The following is an 18,799-nucleotide window of genomic DNA, read 5'->3' on the forward strand; positions in this document are numbered from 1 at the left end:
GGGGCGGAAGCTGTGAAAATAGAAAAAAGGCCAGTTGGAAATACCAGAGAAAATAAAGGGATCTATCAGTATTCCCTGGAAAATGATCATGGTGTAAAAGTAAGTATTTTGAACCTTGGGGCGGTCATATACGAAATATTAACACCAGATCGAAGGGGAAAATTCGAGAATATTGTTTTATCCTTAGATCAAATTCAAGACTATGAAGATAATCCAAAATGCCTTGGCTGTATCGTCGGCAGAACTGCCGGAAGAATCTCGAAGGGTGAATTTAGTATCGATGGAAAAAAGTATAATTTAGCCAAGAACAAAGGCAATCATAATATCCACGGTGGCATTAGGGGCTTTGGAAAGGTAATTTGGAACGTTGAGGAAATTGCTGATGACGAGGTGGCGGCCCTGCAGCTTTCCTACACTAGCCCCCACATGGAGGAGGGATTTCCAGGCAACCTGAAGATGACAGTAACCTATGAATTAAACAATAGTAATGAACTAAGGCTAACCTATAGAGGAATCAGCGATCACAAAACCATTGTTAATTTAACAAATCATTCTTATTTTAACCTGTCGGGAAATGCAAAAAGGGATATATTGGAGCACACCCTTACCATAAACGCCGGTCAAATTGCCGTTATTGATGGGGAAACCCTCCCTACAGGAGAAATCATGGATGTGGAGGGAACGATATTTGACTTTAGAGCCTCCAAAAAGGTAGGAAGGGATATCAATGACCAGATATTAGCTGCCCATAGGGGCTACGATCACCCATATATTTTAGATTCCGGGGCAAAGCCCGCCATTGTACTGGAGGATGAAATCAGCGGACGCCGAATGGAGGTCGAAACAGACCGGCCCACGGTGGTATTCTACACAGGTAATTACCTAAATGAAGAGCTTATTCTAAAAGGGGGAATAAAGGGACGTAAGCACTACGGGCTTTGCCTGGAAACGCAGGATTTTCCCGATGCCCCCAATCACAGTCATTTCCCCAGTATTGTTATTGATGAAGGCCAGGAATACATAGCCAAAACTGTTTTTAGATTTAAATAATAAGTTTGTGATGCCAGGGGGGGATGGTCTGTCCCCCTTCCTTTCATCATTCCATAAGATTCACAAGACCTGGAGCTTTAGCTCTTTTTTCTTGCAATTGATATCTTAACACCAGGATACTAGCTACCATCTCTGAAAAAACAAAGGACAGCCAGACACCATCCATACCAAGGAAATATGGAAGCGTTAAGGCAAAAAGTAATATTGCCAGACATCCACGGGTAATCGAAATCAAAAATCCTGCCTTCGCCTGTGAAGAGGCACTTAAAAATCCAGCGATAACAATATTTATTCCAGCAAAGAAAAATCCGGCAAAATAGATTCTGATTCCATTGGTTGCAATATTTATTAATTCTACGTTGCCTTCCTTGTTGAATACAGAAATAATGCCATTAGAAAACAGATTTGAAAACAGATAAATCAATACTGCTAGAGCTAATGCCAATGTAAATGAATACTTTCTTAATTGGCGTAAAACGGTACTGTCGCCTTTTCCATAGGCCTGGCTTGTTATTGGCTGTATTCCTTGGGCTATGCCGGTAAAAATAGAAATACAAACTAAAGAAATGTTTGCAATAATTCCATAGGCCGCTACACCAATATTTCCTGTTAGCCTCAGTATTTGCAGATTAAATATAACGAGGGCAATTCCAGATGATATTTCTGTAATAAAGGATGAAATCCCTAAAGACATAATAGAAAAAGTCTGTTTGCTGTTAATTTTATAGCCTACAAAGCGGAGCTGGTTTTTTTCCTTTAAAAAATGGAGGGACAGAATCCCAATGCTAATGATCGGAGCAAAGCCGGTAGCAATGGCAGCGCCAGACATACCCATTTCAAGAGGAAATATTAAAATATAATCAAGTATAATATTAGATAAACTTCCAATAATCATTGCCGCCATAGACAATTGAGGACTTCCGTCATTTCGCACAAATGCCAGCAGGATATTATTCAAAATAAAGCATGGAGAAAAGCACAGGGCAATTTTCAAGTAGACTGCCGCCAAGGGAAGTGTAGTACTATCTGCTCCAAGGAATTCTGCCAGGTTAGAAGAAAACAAAGCTCCGATCAGTAATGAAAGCAGGCCGCTTATGATACCTATAACAACAACGCCTGAAAATACTCCATTAGCCCCTTGTTGGCGGTTGCGTGTTTTTAAGATTGAATACTTGGTTGCACCGCCAATTCCCAGCATTAATCCTGCAGCGTTTATAAAACTAAAAATAGAGATTGATAGATTCAGGGCTGCCAATCCATTTGCTCCCAGTGCCTTTGAAATAAAAAATGTATCGGCAAGAATATAACAGGATAGGCCGATCATACCAAGTACATTTAAGCTTACATATTTTAAAAAATCCTTTAAGGTACTCATTTCTTCTCTTCCTCCTAATAAAAAAAGCCTGAGCAACATTCCTTCTAAGACCTAATGGAATGTGTTCAGACACTAACTTATCTAACCCGGTGGCTAGATAATAGTATTTTAATATTCATTTCTATGTATTTTATCAAATTCAAAGGATTATTACAAGGGATTTTTTTCTTTTATGCAAATACGCTAGGCCTTATCAGGTGCCAAGGCGGTTCGTTGATACCTGATAAGGCCAGTTGTATGGCTAGAAGTTTTTTATTATGGTGCCCAAGATACTTTGCTAAATGATGGGATAATATGGTTCACATCTGGGATTGCAGTAATATGGAGGTCTAGGGCCAATCTGGGGTAATAGATAGGAAAAAGGATTTAGATTATATAAAACTGGAACCTTTTCATTGGATTGGTTTTTTAATAGTAAATATACGTCAGGACAATAAAAATTATTTTTCATCATGATCTGATCACCTCTATTAGTTGATGGAATTACTCATATATTATTAGTCCGTTATTATAAAGTGCATGTACTCTGAATAATCCGGTGAATAAAGAAGTTATGCACCCAATTTCCCTTCATATCATAAAATAGGCTATAAAGTGGTATTGTAGGAGGGAAGCCTATGTCTGAACAAGTACATACAGTCAACCATGCCGATGAAAATTATCCGATGCACCCAAATTATGGGAAAATTACCCGATATGAGGAGGTTCCCATTACTGTTCCTGAGCAACGGCAATATCGACAACCGGGTGTGGAGCATTTAATGGTTCCAAGGCCTATAATCGAAAATCCATATTATGTGGGAAGTGGTAAACTGAAAGGAAAAACAGCCTTAATAACCGGTGGCGATAGTGGAATCGGTGCAGCAGTGGCCATAGCCTTTGCAAAGGAAGGGGCCAATGTTGCCATTGCTTACTTAGATGAACATGAGGATGCCAATAGAACAAAATCGAGAATTGAAGAGCTGGGGCAAAGGTGTATTTTACTGCCGGGTGACTTAAGAAATAAGCAGCAATGTATTTATATTGTAGAGAAAACCATAGCTGAATTTAAACAACTAGACATACTTTGTAATCATGTGGGAATTCAGTTTCAGCAATTAAGTCTGCTTGATATTACAGACGAGCAATTTGATGATACCTTTAAGGTCAATGTCTACTCTCATTTTTATACCACCAGAGCCGCATTACCCCATATGAAGGCTGGCAGTGCTATTATCAATACAACCTCAGTGGTGGCATACTTTGGATACGATCAATTGATAGATTATACAGCAACCAAGGCAGCCAATGTTGGCTTTACCCGTGCATTGGCCAATAGCCTGATTGATAAAGGCATCAGGGTAAATGCCGTAGCCCCCGGCAGGATCTGGACTCCTTTAATTCCATCGAGTTTTTCGGCGGATGTTGTAACACAAGCCGATAATCCAATGCAGCGTCAAGGTCAGCCATTTGAACTGGCCCCCACCTATGTATACCTGGCCTCAGATGATTCCCGTTTTGTTACAGGGCAAACCCTTCATGTCAATGGCGGTCAGGTAATGACATCATAGACTAAATTGATGCAGGCTACGTAGGTAAAAAAGAAGATAAGGTTTATCATAAATAGCAAAAAGCCAGGCCTTAACCTGGCTTTTTGCTATTGTGATGATCAAAATCTCAAATGAACTAGAAGTTAAATATTTTATCAAAGCTCTCAAGAGAGGTCCAGGGGAATATGCCGAATCTTGGTATTTGATAGGGGTCTGTTTCATGGGTAATTATCCCTTGTTCAGTGGTCACCGCCAGTTTAAAATCTAATTCCTTTAATGCTTCTATGACCTTCTCATCATACTTGCCATAGGGGTAGCAGAAGTACTCTGTTTTTCCCAGCTTATCTTTTGATTTCTTTAGGTCCTCTAAAATCTCCTCTTTGCTTGCCGAGAGCAGGTATGGAACATTGTTCCGATCCTTAGCATGAAAATGATGTCCATGACTTTCATAGTCAAATACATCCCTTGACCTTCTCATCTGCTCCAGGCTAATTCTTTCCAGCTTATTAGGATTGATGATATGTATCGATTCGTCTGGAATATAAGATGTCACAGAAAATATGGTACCCTTAAAGCCACATTGCTTCATTATGGGATAGGCGTAGATATAGTTGCTTAAATAACCATCATCAAAGGTAACAAGGATACTGATATTATTTTTTGACTTAGGCAAGGGTCTTTTGTAGTACAGAAATTCCTCCAGCTCCTTCATGGTTATGGTATTGTAGCCTTTACTATTTAAATATTCCATCTGCTCTTTAAATGCTTCAAGATTAATAACTGCTCCATTTTCTTTAAATTGATTTTCACTTTCCTTTAAGATGTGGTGGTACATAAGGGCAATAACTTTTTGATTCTGGGTATAGCCGGATACTTCTTCAGGAGCCATGATTTCACCGATTCCTTCTTCACTGATCTCTCCTTCAACCGTGATGCTTGTATCACTTTTTGTGGCAGTGACAAAGATAAAGGGTATGAAAAATATTATTAATCCAATAATCCATTTTTTTCTACTCATCGCTGTAATCTTCTCCTTCTACTGCTTTTCCTTTATAATAATAATAACCAAAATTAAAATAACTATGGATGATCTTCAATATTATACTAAGATTCCTATATATTTACAACAGTTATTTTTTTACTATTAGAGGGTTAAGGGGAAGTTGAAATTTCATCGTGCCTAAGATAAATTAGATTTACTTTTAAGAGGTGACAGGGACTGACTTTGATGCCATACAAAAGGAGGAATGACTTATGGAAATAGAACTGAATAGGCTGGTGGAGCATTTTATTAATATCTCTTTCCGGGTACAGGGGGTATATCACTATAAAATTGAGCCAGGGACAACAGGATGGCAAAAATCAACCCCCTTCCCCGGCTTTATTTTTCCGTTGGCCGGAAGTGCCCAGTTTCATTTCGATGGTGCTCCTTATTTGGCCAGCTTGGGAAAGGTGATCCATGGTGGTGCCAATATGAGCCTCGATAAACGGGTACTGGGCAATGTGAAATGGGAATATTTTTCTGTACTCTATCAAATTGATGGCCCAGAGACCGGGGAAATGAGCCTGCCTAAAATGCATTTTCAGCTTGTTACAGGTCAAAGTCCACGCTTAACGGAGCTTTTATGGCGTCTATGGAGGGTTTACAATCAACCAGGTGCCATACCTGCCTTTCAAACAGAAACCCTATTTCGTTGTGTGCTGGAGGAAGTCTTTGTTTGTACTCGAAATCAGATGAATAATGCTGGCCGAGATCTATTTGAGCAGGTATCATCCTACATTCATGATCATTATATGGATACACTGACGGTAAGAGGCCTGGCCAGTCAAAACGGAGTCAATGAAAATCGGTTATTCTATGTATTTAACAAATATACCGGCATGGGACCCGGTGAGTATTTGATGACCTACCGACTCAAACGTGCCAGGGAGCTGTTAATTACAGGAAATGCCCCTGTGGGGGAGGTGGCCAAAGGCGTAGGCTACTCCGATGCCTTGCACTTTAGCCGTATATTCAAGAAGAAATTCGGCATTTCACCCAGTGGCCTGCGGGAAAAATTCAGGAATAATCCATATGAGTTTCAGGATGGTTCCATTCCCCTACTATAAAAGTTTTGTTATACTAACTTTTGAGAGTTAGCTATAACAAACTATAGTTTTATTGGAGGAATGGTTATGAAAAGATTCATGATATTGATAGCCTCAATTGCCCTCTTGACGGGCTTACTGTCGGGCTGTTCCGGAACACCTGCAGAAAATACTACAGGTTCCCCAGAGATAATCGAAAATAATGGTGAAGAAGCTGCTTGGCCCAGAACCATTATAGATGCAGCAGGGAATGAGGTGGTGTTGGAAAAGGAGCCTGAACGGATTGCAATACTTCATTCATTGTATTTAGAATATTTCTTTGCCCTGGAAAGTCCCCCTGTTGCTTCAGCCGGTGCTTCCATTGGAACCGCCATGAAGGCACTGAATGAATGGGAAACCACGAAGCCCTATGCTGGTACAGCAGAAATAATAGATTTAGGCAGTGCCCGGGAGTTAAATTTAGAGGCGATTTTAAATGCAAATCCCGATGTTATTGTTACATTTAAGGGGCACGTAGATCAAATTTATGAACAGCTGGTGCAAATTGCCCCCGTTGTATTAGTGGATTTTGATGCCCCTTGGCAGGATCAAACCCTGGCCTGTGCTGAAATTGTCGGGAAAGAAGAATTTGCCCGGGAACTTATCGAGGAGATCGAAACTGCCATCTCTACGACTAAGGAGAAGCTGAGCCAATACAAGGATCAAACCTTTGCCCTTTTCCGAACAGACGGTAAATCCTTTATCTCCCGTGGTAATAAGGAGTATTATGAAACCTTTGGAATATCCAAGCCAGTTGGGTATCCAGATGATTATGAGGCCTTTTCCTTAGAGGCCATTGCCGAGATGAATCCAGACTATATTGTTTTTCAGGACTTTTTAGAAACTTACCAGACCTTTATTAAGAGTCAGGAAGAATATGCCCTATGGAAGACCTTGGATGCTGTAAAAAATGGAAAGGTGATTCATTTTGATGATTCCCTCAATACCTTTGGGCCCCTCTCCATGCGTTTAACCGCTGAGAAATTGTTAGAGGTATACGAAGAGTAAAAAATAATTAAAAGCTCAGGTACAGCCTACCAGATAGCCTGTGCCTGGTTTTTTTAATTTAAAAGCATCAGCTTTAATGACTAATCAAAATTTGATACAAGGAGCAAGAATATGAATGATAATATGCCAGATAAAAGTAATAATAAAATGAAAAAAATAGCAATTTACGGAAAGGGGGGCATTGGTAAATCCACCACTGTGTCCAATGTGGCTGCGGCTATGGCGTCACTGGGACTAACTGTACTGCAAATCGGCTGTGACCCTAAGGCCGATTCAACCCGTAACCTGACAGGGGGGAAAAACATTCCTACGGTGCTGGATATTATACGGGAAAACGGTGATGCAGCGCTTGAGGACTTTGTAGTGAAAAGCAGCACCGGGGTTCTCTGTATTGAATCGGGGGGGCCTGTACCAGGGGTGGGCTGCGCAGGAAGGGGGATCATTACTGCCTTTGAAAAGCTGGAGGAGCTGGAGGCCTACGACATTTATAAGCCAGATGTGGTGTTGTATGACGTGTTGGGGGATGTGGTCTGCGGTGGCTTTGCCATGCCTATTCGGGGTGGCTATGCTGATGAGGTGTGCATTGTCACCTCTGGCGAGATGATGTCTCTTTATGCTGCATCTAATATATCCCATGCGGTAAAAAGCTTTGGAAAGCGGGGCTACGCCTCCTTGCGGGGGCTAATTTTGAATGCCAAAAATATCGAAGGCGAAAGGGAATTGGTAGATAAAGCTGCAACTGAGATGGGAACACCTGTTCTTTATCATTTACCTCGACATCCCCTGGTGCAGCAGGCCGAGGATCAGGGTAAAACCGTGGTTGAAGCCTTTCCGGATTCTGACATGACAGAATATTACAAGGCCCTGGCAAAGCTGTTGTTAGAGGGAGGCGATGGAAATGAATGAGCTGAAGCACCTGAAGCGTCTGTCGGCAGTGAAGTCTAGTACCGGCATTAAATTCCTGACCCCCGCCGTTTCCCCTGGTAGTCATTGTCCGATGCGTATTGCTTCGGTGATTGTAGAGGATATTAAGGGGCTTTCGTCGCTGCTTGTGGGAACACAGGAATGTGCCATCCATTCACGACTTTTCAGCCCTAAGCCCGAGGGAAAACATGGAGAGCTTCATTGGCTCTATGCGTTGGACGGCCATGAGGTTGTTTTTGGTTGCCGGGAGGGGCTGATGGAGGCCCTGAAGAAAATGGACAAAGCCGGCGCAAAGGCTATTTTGTTGATAGTCACCTGTGTACCAGAGTTAATTGGCGAGGATATTGAGGGCATCATCCGTGAAGTACAGCCAGAAATTTCAGCACGCCTTACCTATGTGATGCTGGGACAGTTTAAAAACATCAGCTATCCGCCTGGTTCCTGGAAAACAATGGAGGCCCTTGGCAGACTAATGGAGGCGAAGAAAAAGGATAGTAGGCGGATCAACGTATTGGGGCGTGCCCCCGGGGAAGAACATATTCCCATGCCTGAGGTGTTGTATGCCCTTGAACACAGGGGGATCAATTTGCACTATCTGGCGCCAGGGGCAACCCTGGAGGATTTCCAAGGGGCCCCGGAAGCTGCACTGAACCTGGTGGTTTCTCCCTATACCCAACCCCTTGCTGCTAAAATGGAGCAGGAATTTGGCGTACCCTACCTGACCCTTCATAATCTGTACGAGGTTGAAGAAATCGACAGAGCTTATGATTGCCTGGCGGAACAATTTGGCTTTTCCTGGGGGGAGGCCCTTCGGGAGGAACGCCTTAAAGCCCTGGAATTACAAAATCAGGCTAAGAAAAAACTGAAAGGACTTCGATTTGTCCTGGCCCTTAGAATCGATGTTCCCCTTCCGTTGGCTATCTACCTTACAAAACTGGGAATGGAGCCACTTCTGCTACATTTAGAGGAATACTACCCTGAGGATCGGGGCCATGCCCATACCCTTAGGACAATGGGGCATAATCCTTTGATCTGCCGAATGGTAAATAGTGATGCAGCGCTGCCGATTTTAAAGGAGCTGGCTGCAGATCTATACTTCGGTTATTTGGAAGATCGCAGTCATACGCTGCCTTGTGTACCAGAGCTGTTTGATTTTTATGGACAAGTGGGCTATGGACGAACCAGCAGGCTGCTAGAGAGAATTTTAAATGTACTGGATGAAATAGAAGCATCAGGAAAAGGAGGCGTTGAAAATGGGCCTGCATCGATTTAAGCCGCTGCCCTCGGGTCGCATGGGGATTCTATGGACCCTTGCCACAATACGAGGGGCTGCCCTTGTGGAGTTCGGTTGCATGGGGCATATGCTTTATAGTGGGGTAACATTAAAGCATGCGGGAGTGAATAATGATTGTAAGCTGTATTCCACCCATATTGATGAAGCCGATATCTCCCTTGGAGGTACCAGCAGGCTAAATCATACCATTGATCATATCATCAGGAAGGATCATCCCCGGGTTATTTTTCTATTGCCCTCTTCCATTCCAGAGGTAATCGGAACAGACCTTTTTGCCCTTTGCCAGGAGCTTCAGCCTGAATATCCTAACATTCGTCTGCTGCCCTTTGGATATGGCGGATTTGATGTTTTCCAGCACCGGGGAATACAGGAGGCCCTTTTATTGCTGGCCAAAACCCTGCCCATGGAAATAGAAAAAACACCCCAGCCCACCTTTAATATCATTGGCTCCTGTGCTGATTTATTCCGCTTTCAGGCGGATGCAGGTGAAATTCTTCGGATCATGGAGGGGGCCTTTGGTATGAAGCCGGTGTGCATCATGACCTCCGATACCACTGTGGAGGAAATCGAAAGAATGGGCAGCGCCCATATCAATCTTGTCATCCGACGGGAGGGTGAACCTGCAGCAAAGCATCTGCAGAAAAAATTTGGAACCCCCTATCTTTTGGCACGGCCCTATGGGATTGAAGGAACTATAGGATGGATTGAGGCAGTGGCAGAGGTATCTGGTTTGACAGTCAACACCGCTTTTATTAAAAAAGAGAGGGAAATTTCCCGCAGTCGAATTGTTCCTGTGATGCCCCATTTCCGACACATTGTAAGATCTCATCCAGAGGAGGCGATATTATCTCTGGGAGGACACGCCGATGTGGTCAGGGGAATTTTAGACTTTGGCTGTAACGAACTATCATTATCCAAAGGAGCCTGCTGGTGCGATTGTCCCGATATGGGAAATGAGGAAATACCCTATTTCTCAGAAGAGGAGTGGGCACAGACAGTACAATTCCATGAAAAGGGCCTTCTGATGGCCAGTGGAGAGGCCCTGGAGTGGGCGGGCCGTAGTAGTGAAATGCAGATTGCCAACCCGGATACCAAATGGAGGCTTCACCCCTATGAGCCACCCTTTGTCGGTTTTCGAGGTGCAGTTCACCTGGTAAATCTATGGATTAATGAGAATGATGAATAAAGGAGGCAGCTTAGCTGCCTTCTGGTTATTTTTTGAATTTTATTGATTAAGCCACTAATATATAGACACACTATATGTTAAAGGATAAGAATTATAATATATTGCTTGATAATTTTATTAGATGATTGACATTGCCAGATTCCAATGATATAATCATGGATATATATTGTCTATAATATCTTTGAAGGAGCTTCCCTATGAAATATACAAAAGCAACAAACTATGCATTGCATACAATTGTTTATATGATTAAAAATGCACAAAATGAAAAAATCAGTGTAAATGTCCTTGCAGAGCATTTCAATGTGTCGGTTACCTATCTGTCAAAGATCCTTACCCAGTTGGTAAAGGCCGGACTAATTGAGTCTACTTCTGGTGTTAAAGGTGGTTATGTTTTAAAAAAGAATATGGAGGAAATATCTTTTATGGATGTGATCAGGGCTACTGAGGGTACCGGCTCATTATTCAATTGTGAATTTAAGGAAAGTAAGTGCTTAATTCATAAGGTCATGGCAGAAGCTGAGGGCCTCATGGAAGAATACCTGGAAAATAAAAAGCTATTTGAAATAGCCCAAGTCAATAACTCATGCATAGAGTAAGAAAATTCATGCTCTAATCTAGAGTAAAAGCCCATAGCATGTCATTTTTTGTCTTAATAAAAGATATAAAATATCTATAATATATGTAAATGGAGGTTCCTATGAATAGAATCGAAGAGCTCGAAAAAAAACCAATAGGAAGGTTACTTTTGCAATACTCTGTTCCTACTGTGCTAAGCCTATTAATCAATTCACTATATACAGTAATTGACAGAATTTTTATAGGCAATATACCACAAATTGGTGCTTTAGCCCTGACAGGGGTTGGCCTAACAACTCCTATTACTACCTTAGTTGTAGCATTGTCAGCCCTTATTTCAATTGGGGCTGGAAATAATATTTCCATAAAACTAGGTGAGGGTAAGAGGGAGGCCGCTGAAAATACTGCGGCCAATTCAATCGTATTAACTTTCATTTTGGGTATTTCCTTAACAGTATTTTATTTATTGCTGCAAAATAATATTTTGGGCTTACTGAATATAAGCAAAGAAATTTTGGTCTATAGCAAAGAATATATTACCATTATCATGCTTGGAGCAGTATTAAATATGCTAGGCTTTTTATTTCCTTTTCTGGTACGTTCCGATGGAAATCCGAAAATTTCAGCTGCCATTACAATTACCGGATGTATAACCAATATCCTGCTTGATATCTTGTTTATCTTTATATTCAATATGGGGATAAGGGGGGCTGCATTGGCTACGGTTGCAGCACAGCTTGTAACAGTATTAATGGGAATTTATTACTTTATAAAATGTAAGCCTACGCTAATTTTAGGCAGGTCTAATTTTAAAATCGATACTGTATTAGTAAAGGATATACTTGTAATTGGATTTGTTCCCTTCTCGAATCAACTATCGATCAGCATCGCCCAAATGGTTAGCAATTATTCATTGAAGCTATACGGTGGCGAGCTGGCAATCGGAGCCATGACTGTAATTACCTCTATTGCGGCCTTATTCCTGATGCCTGTTTATGGAATCTCCCAGGGCTGCCAGCCGATTATTGCCTACAATTATGCCAAAAACCAGTATCATAGGGCAGTAAAAACCTTGTATCTTGCAGCGCTGTGGAGTGCTTCTATATTGACAATCGGTACCTTGATTGCTCTAATCCTGCCGGAATATACAGTGGGGCTATTTGCCAGAGATCCTGTGCTTAAGGATATTGCGGTTAATGGTATTGGTAAATATATGAGCCTGTTGCCCTTAGCCACTATACCAACCCTTGGTATAGCCTTTATGATGCTGTCAGGAAATTCAAAGAGGGCAATATTGTTGAATATATTAAGGCAGTCAGTAATATTGGGGTCGATAATTTTTATGCTTCCCAAAGCAATAGGCGCAAATGGACTATGGCTTGCACAGCCGATAACAGATTTAACCACTAGTCTGATCACAATAGCATTATTCTTAAAAAGCTATGGCCATATATTTAAAAGCCAACAGATTCCATTGTAGTGCCAGGAGGTAGCTATGCTGCCTCCTGGATATTTTTTTACTGATATGGAGGAAATATATTAGCTATAAACATTGAAAGAAGGGTAAAATAAGCGTAAAAATTTAATGATAATGGAGTTGAATAAATGAGGGATGTTACAGCAGCTATTATCCTCAAAGAAGGAAAGGTATTTATTGCCCGCAGAGCACCAGGTCAAAATCATGGCGGAGGTTGGGAATTTCCCGGCGGAAAGGTTGAAACCGGAGAAACACCAGAGGAATGTCTGAAGCGGGAATTATTTGAAGAACTAAATATTACCACAGTGATTAAAGGCTTCTTTGGTGAAAGTCTTTATCATGATTCAAGGGGGTCTATCCGCTTATTGTCATATTTGGTTGATATAGTTGACGGAGAGATTGAGCTTAGAGTCCATGACCTATACAAATGGGTCGAAATTGATAATTTAACTAAATACAATTTGCTGCCCGCTGATTTGCCCATAGCGATGAAATTAAATGAAATGATTGATAGACAAAAAATGTTTAGTTAATTTTCAGGCTGGGTATGAATAGAGAGCAGCATTAAAAATGATTTAGAGGGGCTCCTCGATGAATTTTATCAGCTCTTTGTTAAAACGATCCTTCTGATCATAAAATAAAAAGTGACCACAGCATTCCAGGGGTACCAATTTAGAATTTTGTATGTGGCTTCTTTGGGCAATTGCCAATGAATAATGGCAAACCTGGTCATTCAGGCCATGAAGAATGAGGGTTGGAACCTGTATTGTTTTCAAGTCATGAAACAGCCCTTCCTCATATAGCCACGTATTGGCAATGGCAGCGGTAGACCAGCTGGCAGCCTGTAGGCCCAGCTGAAAAATCCAATCAGACAATGAATCTGTTACATATCTATAAAAAATCATTTTTCCAAATTCTCTAATCATGTTAGGGCGATCAGTATAGGTATTTTGAATGATATTAATCACTGCCTGACGAGGTAAACCATAGGGAAAATAAGGTCGCTGAATAAGGCTGGGGGCAGCTGCTGCAAAAAGCGCCAATTTAGATACACCATGAGCCCTATGTCTGGCCATATACCGAACACAAATGGCTCCTCCCGTTGAATGACCTCCCAAAATAAAATTGTTTAATTCCAGGGTATCTACAACTCCCTTTATATCATCGGCCAGTCGATCGTAATCATAGCCTTCCCATGGTCTATCCGATTGACCAAAGCCTCGAATATCCATACCAATACAGCGGTAACCCCATTTTGGAAGCTCATTAAACTGATATTCAAATAAATTATGATTTCCTGGCCAGCCATGGACAAACAAAATGGTTTTACTACCCGATGAATTAATATCCTCTACGTAAATTTTGACCTTTGGTTCAACCTGAACATAGATCCCCATCCATACTCCCCTCCATTTAGATCGATCATTTTGTGAATCTACTAGCAAATTATGCTAACATTCATAGAAATATGATTTTAGAATCAAGGCTAACCTATCAATATAAATATGTGCTATCATAAACGATAACAATAATTTTTTAAAGGGTGATTCCCATGGACAAAGAATGGATTAAGCAGTTTAAAAAAATTGACAGGCAAGAGAAAAAGATGATTAATAAGAGTGAGAAAAAGCTTTTTGAGGCCCAAATAGCTCCTATCAAGGATAAAATCCAGGAAAAAATACCAGATAAGCTCCAATTAGCCTTAGAGGCAGCCTTCTTTAAGAGCTTTAAGCTGGTATTTGAAAGGGGAAGTACATATATCGAAAAAACCTATGATAAAGACAAGCATAGGCTGGAACACGAATTAAACAACTATGGCATTGACACAGGGCTAAGAAAAAAATATATCAAAAATTTAGATAAACAAGCCAATTCTACAAAATTAATCAACGAATCTATTAGCCTGTTAGAAGGGAGCCTATTGGGGTTTTTAGGTATTGGTTTGCCCGATATTCCCCTCTTCATTGCTGTGATTATGAAAACCATTTATGAGGTGGCCCTAAGCTATGGATATGAATATGAAACTGATGAGGAAAGGGCATTTATTCTTCTGATCATTTGTGGTGCAATGGGCCGGGGCCATGGAAAAAAGAAGCTTAACAATGAAATAGATCTATTGGGAGAAAAGCTGAATAAACAGGGCCAGGTTGAAATCAATCTAAATGATCAAATGATGGCAGCAGCCAATGCCCTTTCAGAGTCAATGCTTTTGGGAAAGTTCATTCAAGGTATTCCCGTCATCGGCGTGGTAGGTGGGGTTGTTAATTATAGCATGATTCGAAAAATTGGAAAGTACGCTACCTTAAAATATAAAAAAAGGTACCTGCTAAAAAAGCTGGAAAAATAAAATATTAATTTGAGGAGGCATAAAAATGATAAGAACAATTGAAAAGCTGATAACGGGCCAAAAAACCCAGGATGGTGCAGGGGTTAATCTGACTAGGGTTATCAGCCGAAGGAATGTTCAAGACTTTGATCCATTTTTGTTATTGGATGCCTTTGATTCCAATAATCCTGATGATTATACTAAGGGCTTTCCCTGGCATCCCCATCGAGGAATCGAAACCGTTACCTATTTAATCAGAGGTGAGATTGAACATGGCGACAGTTTGGGGAATAAGGGCAGCATTTTAGATGGCGGCTGTCAATGGATGACTGCAGGGGGCGGCATCATGCACCAGGAAATGCCCCAGCCCTCAGAAAGAATGCTGGGTGTACAGCTATGGCTTAATTTGCCTGCTAAAGACAAGCTCACCAGCCCTCAATACAGAGATATTACAGCTGACATGATTCCTAAGGTAACCGAGGAGGGCGTAACAGTGGCAGTTGTCTCTGGAAGGTATAAGGAAACCCAGGGGGTTGTTTTGGGAGACTATGTACAGTTAACGCTGCTGGATGTGGACATGGAGCGGGAAAGACACTTTGAAATGGAGATTAATCCTGATGAAACCCTGTTTGTTTATATTATTTCCGGTGACGGTTGGTTTGATGAGGGGAAGGAGAACCGTATCTATCAGAGATCGGCAGCTTTGTTCGGGGCAGGCAGCCAATTGGTGGCCAAGGCTTCTGAAAATGGTTTAAGATTCTTAATTTTTTCTGCCAAGCCCTTAAAGGAGCCCATTGCCTGGGGTGGGCCCATCGTCATGAATACTCAGGAAGAGCTTGATCAAGCCTTTAAGGATATTGATGATGGGAATTTCATTAGGCATGATATCATAAAAAAAATATAAACGCTTCTGGTAGTATCAGGGGTGCTGATAAAATTAATATTAAGTTATACAATTAAAAATGCCCCGGCCAATTCACATCATTAGCCTGGGGCATTGATTATTCAAAGGCTTTATTGTGGCAGCAGGTCATTAATTTCCTTCAGCATTTCCTTGAGACCCTGCTGATGGCTGCTGTCTTGATTCTTTGGGGCTACACCTAAAAGGCTGTCAACCTGTTTTTGCATTTCTGCCAGTTGATCATACAGCTTCTGAATTTCATCCCGAATCATTGACTTTGCTTTGTTCATGAGACTAATACTGTTAAGATAATCCGAAGAAAAGTCAATTTCCCTAAAGGCTCCGGCCAATGAATCATCTGGCTGATAAGAGGTACCTTCCCTTTGAGCTTTGTTTTTTTCCACAGTTTCCAGCATATCTGCAAGCTCCTTCATAAGAGAATCGATATACTTGGCTTCTTCTGAGGCTTCCTCCTGAATGTCAATTTCACCGGCGGTATCTACAGGCTCCTCCTGGGGAGATATAGCCTCAATTTCAGCTTCCTCTCCGGTGGGCTCCTCCATTGGCTGTTGATAGTTTTCCATATAGTCTGTAACTGCCTTTTGAATTTCCTCTATAAAACGATCGACCTCAGATAGTAAGTTCAGCCTTTGCTTAATTTTTTCAAGGCCTTCATCAATTCTTGTCTGCAATTCTTCTGATTTTTTTAGGTTTCTGACCTTTAAACGCTGTACCCCCTCTTTGCTTAATTGTAAAGCAACGGCTTGATTTTCCATTTTAGTGTTAACAAGCTCTGCCGCTTTGTTCAAGTTTTGCTGCCTAGAGGCGAAAATGGGTGAACTATTTAAATTAAAGCTGTTGATCTTCATGGGCTTTTTCCCCCTGTTAATTTTTTATTATTAAATTTATCGGCAAATTTAAAGAAATCCTTAATTAATTTTAAAATTATGAAAAGGTCATACATGAAGGGGTTTATAAATACATTAGACCTGATGGCAGGCTTATTGCAAGGGCTGAACAGATACAGGAACAAAAATGATATTAGAGCGTCTAAATTAGAAAGATTTAGAGGAGGTAAAGGTATGATAAAAAAGCCTGTAATTTATATTTTGGGTATACTAATGGGTTTTTCCCTTTTAATTGGCTGCAGTAAGGAGATAGAGAAGGAGACCTCCTTCGTTGCAACTGTTTTAGAGAACAACGGAGGTCAATTATTGGTGGAGCCAGTTGAGGGGTCAAGGGAATTGGCTTCAGCCGATAAAATAATGATCTCCATAGGTGAAGGCACCCAATTAAGCTTGAAGGATAGTGAAGAAGCCATTTCGTTGGAGGATATTGAGGTGGGCAGCAGGGTTGAAATATTTTATAATGGTGGTATAGCAGAAAGCTATCCTGCCCAGATCAATAGTATTCATAAGATTGTATTGCTAAATGAGTATACCTTTACAGCCAGTGATGAAAATTTTCTGGTAAAGACCTATATCAACAAGCTAAAGTTTAAAGAGGATGAAGAGATCAGCCTATATTCAACCATTGAATATATTGGTCAGGAAGAGGGAATCGATATTTGGTCAGGCGAGCCCTATTTTCATCATATGATTTATGAGAAGGGCGAGGTTTTAAGCGGGGGTCTCACCCTAGATGTACTCAAGAAGACGTATCTAAAAAAGGGAGAAATATATACACTTCCCTTTACAAAGAGCGGGGGCTATAGTGAGGAAGACCCAAAGGCAGATTTTTTCAAAAGCTTTTATTCAGAAGAGACCCTGAAGCTGCCTAAAGGTCAGTATACCTTTTCTGCTGCTACCAATTTCGCCCTGGATGAAGAACAAAAAGAAAAGGTACAGCTAAAGTCAGAATTTATTGTGGAAGTAGAGTAAAGAATAATATATTGCCCTTACTAAGGATATTTTTCAATCCTTGGGTAAGGCCCGAAGGCTGATAAACCAGGTGTCACCAAATTGATTGGGCTGCACCTGGTTTTAATCAGCATTATGCCTATTGAGTAATATTTTGAATAATAGTCTTTACCCCCAGTTCAATTCCCAGGGGGCCGCCGGCGGCAATGGAGCTGTCAAGGGTATACATACGGCCCTTCTTAACGGCATCAAGGGAATTCCATAGTAAATCGTCCTCAAGATTTTCCAAGTAATTTTGAAGATTATCTGTTGAGCCGCCTATATCTGCAACAAGCATATAATCCAGTTTCATGGCAGCCAGCCCCTCCAGCGAAATTTGCTCACCTTTGGTGGACATATCGACATAATTGTCTGGTGGATTTAAACCAAGGCCGTTTTCCTGGTTAAATACAAATTGGGTTGTAAAGGCCCAAAATTGCTTGTCTCCCAGCATAATGACACCAAATCGCTTATCTTTGAGGGGCTCTAACTGATTCCTGGAATCTGAAATTAACTTTTCAATCCGTTCAATTTCCTCCTGGGCTTTTTGTTCCTTCCCAAAGATTTCCCCATATTCCAGCAATGCCCCCTGCCAGTTATTTTCATTACTATCTACTGTAATTACAGGGGCAATTTTCTCCAGGGTTTCACCGTAGGCTTCATATCGTCCCGAAAACATAATGATTAAATCAGGCTGGGCATCCAGCAATTTTTCTACATTGGGACTACCCATTGAGCCTACATCTGTTATTTCATATTTTCCTCTGTAGGGGGCAAGGGATTCCCATTCATCAAGAACATTTACATCTGTGGCTGCTATGGGAAATTCATCAAGCAAAAACAGATGCTCAAAATTACGGAAGAACAGAAGGGCAACCCTTTCAGGCTTTTTTTCTAATATAACCTCACGTCCCAGGGCGTCTACATAGGCCCTTGGCCATGATGCAGTTTCCTGGGGTGTAGCTTCCTCTAACGGCGGGGGATTGTTTGGGGCTGTATCGTTATTCCCGGCAGGCTTCTGGGTACAACCGGATAAAAAGCCCGTTAAAAGCGCTATCGAAACAATTAATAACATTAATTTTTTCATCATTTATTCCTCCAATACAACTATAGTTTGCCTTGACT

Annotated in this window: 18 protein-coding genes; 13 read left to right on the forward strand and 5 right to left on the reverse strand. The window is 41.2% G+C overall.

What is annotated here, in order from left to right; all coding sequences use genetic code 11:
* The first annotated feature begins 12 nt into the window (after positions 1-12).
* Positions 13-1,050 (forward strand): aldose epimerase family protein, encoded by a 1,038-nt coding sequence (locus ACYQ1I_RS01945; protein ID WP_459761921.1) that lies wholly within the window; start codon positions 13-15, stop codon positions 1,048-1,050.
* 46 nt (positions 1,051-1,096) lie between these two features.
* Here the strand turns inward: ACYQ1I_RS01945 and ACYQ1I_RS01950 are convergent, their stop codons facing one another.
* The gene (locus ACYQ1I_RS01950) at positions 1,097-2,464 is read right to left on the reverse strand and encodes an MATE family efflux transporter (RefSeq protein ID WP_459761923.1); all 1,368 of its coding nucleotides are present in this window, start codon (positions 2,462-2,464) and stop codon (positions 1,097-1,099) included.
* Positions 2,465-3,042: 578 nt separating this feature from the next.
* Here ACYQ1I_RS01950 and ACYQ1I_RS01955 point away from each other — a divergent pair.
* On the forward strand, positions 3,043-3,975 hold the full coding sequence (locus tag ACYQ1I_RS01955) for an SDR family oxidoreductase (protein ID WP_459761925.1): 933 nt from the start codon (positions 3,043-3,045) through the stop codon (positions 3,973-3,975).
* A 115-nt stretch (positions 3,976-4,090) separates the two neighbouring features.
* On the opposite strand, the gene ACYQ1I_RS01960 is transcribed toward ACYQ1I_RS01955, so the two are convergent.
* Positions 4,091-4,972, reverse strand: coding sequence for a polysaccharide deacetylase family protein (locus tag ACYQ1I_RS01960; RefSeq protein WP_459761927.1), 882 nt, complete (start codon positions 4,970-4,972; stop codon positions 4,091-4,093).
* Positions 4,973-5,208: 236 nt separating this feature from the next.
* Here ACYQ1I_RS01960 and ACYQ1I_RS01965 point away from each other — a divergent pair, with 236 nt between their 5' ends.
* The 8 genes from ACYQ1I_RS01965 to ACYQ1I_RS02000 all read left to right on the forward strand — a co-directional run bounded on the left by ACYQ1I_RS01965 (position 5,209) and on the right by ACYQ1I_RS02000 (position 13,082).
* Positions 5,209-6,063 carry a helix-turn-helix domain-containing protein gene (locus ACYQ1I_RS01965; RefSeq protein WP_459761929.1) on the forward strand — a complete coding sequence of 285 codons (855 nt, stop codon included), beginning with the start codon at positions 5,209-5,211 and terminating at the stop codon, positions 6,061-6,063.
* Between the two features lie 66 nt (positions 6,064-6,129).
* A complete protein-coding gene (locus tag ACYQ1I_RS01970) occupies positions 6,130-7,089 on the forward strand; it encodes an ABC transporter substrate-binding protein (RefSeq protein WP_459761931.1) in 960 nt (319 codons plus the stop codon).
* A gap of 111 nt (positions 7,090-7,200) precedes the next feature.
* Positions 7,201-7,995 carry a nucleotide-binding protein gene (locus tag ACYQ1I_RS01975; RefSeq protein ID WP_459761933.1) on the forward strand — a complete coding sequence of 265 codons (795 nt, stop codon included), beginning with the start codon at positions 7,201-7,203 and terminating at the stop codon, positions 7,993-7,995.
* Entirely contained in the window at positions 7,988-9,286 is a 1,299-nt protein-coding gene (locus ACYQ1I_RS01980) for a nitrogenase component 1 (protein ID WP_459761935.1), read from the forward strand. The genes ACYQ1I_RS01975 and ACYQ1I_RS01980 overlap by 8 nt, the downstream gene beginning before the upstream one ends.
* Entirely contained in the window at positions 9,267-10,493 is a 1,227-nt protein-coding gene (locus tag ACYQ1I_RS01985) for a nitrogenase component 1 (RefSeq protein WP_459761937.1), read from the forward strand. Before ACYQ1I_RS01980 ends, ACYQ1I_RS01985 begins: the two co-directional genes overlap by 20 nt.
* A gap of 197 nt (positions 10,494-10,690) precedes the next feature.
* Positions 10,691-11,092, forward strand: coding sequence for an RrF2 family transcriptional regulator (locus ACYQ1I_RS01990; protein WP_459761939.1), 402 nt, complete (start codon positions 10,691-10,693; stop codon positions 11,090-11,092).
* A 101-nt stretch (positions 11,093-11,193) separates the two neighbouring features.
* Positions 11,194-12,552: an MATE family efflux transporter gene (locus ACYQ1I_RS01995; RefSeq protein ID WP_459761941.1), complete on the forward strand. Its 1,359-nt coding sequence runs from the start codon at positions 11,194-11,196 to the stop codon at positions 12,550-12,552.
* Positions 12,553-12,677: 125 nt separating this feature from the next.
* The gene (locus tag ACYQ1I_RS02000) at positions 12,678-13,082 is read left to right on the forward strand and encodes a (deoxy)nucleoside triphosphate pyrophosphohydrolase (protein ID WP_459761943.1); all 405 of its coding nucleotides are present in this window, start codon (positions 12,678-12,680) and stop codon (positions 13,080-13,082) included.
* 42 nt (positions 13,083-13,124) lie between these two features.
* Here the strand turns inward: ACYQ1I_RS02000 and ACYQ1I_RS02005 are convergent, their stop codons facing one another.
* Positions 13,125-13,946, reverse strand: a complete 822-nt coding sequence (locus ACYQ1I_RS02005; protein WP_459761945.1) for an alpha/beta fold hydrolase — start codon at positions 13,944-13,946, stop codon at positions 13,125-13,127.
* Between the two features lie 155 nt (positions 13,947-14,101).
* Here ACYQ1I_RS02005 and ACYQ1I_RS02010 point away from each other — a divergent pair, with 155 nt between their 5' ends.
* Both ACYQ1I_RS02010 and ACYQ1I_RS02015 read left to right on the forward strand, forming a co-directional pair.
* The gene (locus ACYQ1I_RS02010) at positions 14,102-14,896 is read left to right on the forward strand and encodes an EcsC family protein (protein WP_459761947.1); all 795 of its coding nucleotides are present in this window, start codon (positions 14,102-14,104) and stop codon (positions 14,894-14,896) included.
* Positions 14,897-14,921: 25 nt separating this feature from the next.
* A complete protein-coding gene (locus tag ACYQ1I_RS02015; protein WP_459761949.1) occupies positions 14,922-15,779 on the forward strand; it encodes a pirin family protein in 858 nt (285 codons plus the stop codon).
* A 110-nt stretch (positions 15,780-15,889) separates the two neighbouring features.
* Here ACYQ1I_RS02015 and ACYQ1I_RS02020 read toward each other — a convergent pair whose 3' ends face one another.
* Positions 15,890-16,645 (reverse strand): hypothetical protein, encoded by a 756-nt coding sequence (locus ACYQ1I_RS02020; RefSeq protein ID WP_459761951.1) that lies wholly within the window; start codon positions 16,643-16,645, stop codon positions 15,890-15,892.
* 213 nt (positions 16,646-16,858) lie between these two features.
* On the opposite strand from ACYQ1I_RS02020, the gene ACYQ1I_RS02025 reads away from it, so the two are divergent.
* Entirely contained in the window at positions 16,859-17,656 is a 798-nt protein-coding gene (locus tag ACYQ1I_RS02025) for a DUF3221 domain-containing protein (protein ID WP_459761953.1), read from the forward strand.
* 118 nt (positions 17,657-17,774) lie between these two features.
* On the opposite strand, the gene ACYQ1I_RS02030 is transcribed toward ACYQ1I_RS02025, so the two are convergent.
* Positions 17,775-18,761, reverse strand: a complete 987-nt coding sequence (locus tag ACYQ1I_RS02030; RefSeq protein WP_459761955.1) for an ABC transporter substrate-binding protein — start codon at positions 18,759-18,761, stop codon at positions 17,775-17,777.
* Between the last annotated feature and the right edge of the window lie 38 nt (positions 18,762-18,799).

Source organism: Alkaliphilus crotonatoxidans, assembly GCF_054658015.1.

What these genes read in the sequence shown, in the direction of transcription:
- ACYQ1I_RS01950 (WP_459761923.1), bottom strand. Translation starts at nt 2,464, where the DNA reads ATGTTGCTCAGGCTTTTTTTATTAGGAGGAAGAGAAGAAATGAGTACC.
- ACYQ1I_RS01955 (WP_459761925.1), top strand. Translation starts at nt 3,043, where the DNA reads ATGTCTGAACAAGTACATACAGTCAACCATGCCGATGAAAATTATCCG.
- ACYQ1I_RS01960 (WP_459761927.1), bottom strand. Translation starts at nt 4,972, where the DNA reads ATGAGTAGAAAAAAATGGATTATTGGATTAATAATATTTTTCATACCC.
- ACYQ1I_RS01965 (WP_459761929.1), top strand. Translation starts at nt 5,209, where the DNA reads ATGGAAATAGAACTGAATAGGCTGGTGGAGCATTTTATTAATATCTCT.
- ACYQ1I_RS01970 (WP_459761931.1), top strand. Translation starts at nt 6,130, where the DNA reads ATGAAAAGATTCATGATATTGATAGCCTCAATTGCCCTCTTGACGGGC.
- ACYQ1I_RS01975 (WP_459761933.1), top strand. Translation starts at nt 7,201, where the DNA reads ATGAATGATAATATGCCAGATAAAAGTAATAATAAAATGAAAAAAATA.
- ACYQ1I_RS01980 (WP_459761935.1), top strand. Translation starts at nt 7,988, where the DNA reads ATGAATGAGCTGAAGCACCTGAAGCGTCTGTCGGCAGTGAAGTCTAGT.
- ACYQ1I_RS01985 (WP_459761937.1), top strand. Translation starts at nt 9,267, where the DNA reads ATGGGCCTGCATCGATTTAAGCCGCTGCCCTCGGGTCGCATGGGGATT.
- ACYQ1I_RS01990 (WP_459761939.1), top strand. Translation starts at nt 10,691, where the DNA reads ATGAAATATACAAAAGCAACAAACTATGCATTGCATACAATTGTTTAT.
- ACYQ1I_RS01995 (WP_459761941.1), top strand. Translation starts at nt 11,194, where the DNA reads ATGAATAGAATCGAAGAGCTCGAAAAAAAACCAATAGGAAGGTTACTT.
- ACYQ1I_RS02000 (WP_459761943.1), top strand. Translation starts at nt 12,678, where the DNA reads ATGAGGGATGTTACAGCAGCTATTATCCTCAAAGAAGGAAAGGTATTT.
- ACYQ1I_RS02005 (WP_459761945.1), bottom strand. Translation starts at nt 13,946, where the DNA reads ATGGGGATCTATGTTCAGGTTGAACCAAAGGTCAAAATTTACGTAGAG.
- ACYQ1I_RS02010 (WP_459761947.1), top strand. Translation starts at nt 14,102, where the DNA reads ATGGACAAAGAATGGATTAAGCAGTTTAAAAAAATTGACAGGCAAGAG.
- ACYQ1I_RS02015 (WP_459761949.1), top strand. Translation starts at nt 14,922, where the DNA reads ATGATAAGAACAATTGAAAAGCTGATAACGGGCCAAAAAACCCAGGAT.
- ACYQ1I_RS02020 (WP_459761951.1), bottom strand. Translation starts at nt 16,645, where the DNA reads ATGAAGATCAACAGCTTTAATTTAAATAGTTCACCCATTTTCGCCTCT.
- ACYQ1I_RS02025 (WP_459761953.1), top strand. Translation starts at nt 16,859, where the DNA reads ATGATAAAAAAGCCTGTAATTTATATTTTGGGTATACTAATGGGTTTT.
- ACYQ1I_RS02030 (WP_459761955.1), bottom strand. Translation starts at nt 18,761, where the DNA reads ATGAAAAAATTAATGTTATTAATTGTTTCGATAGCGCTTTTAACGGGC.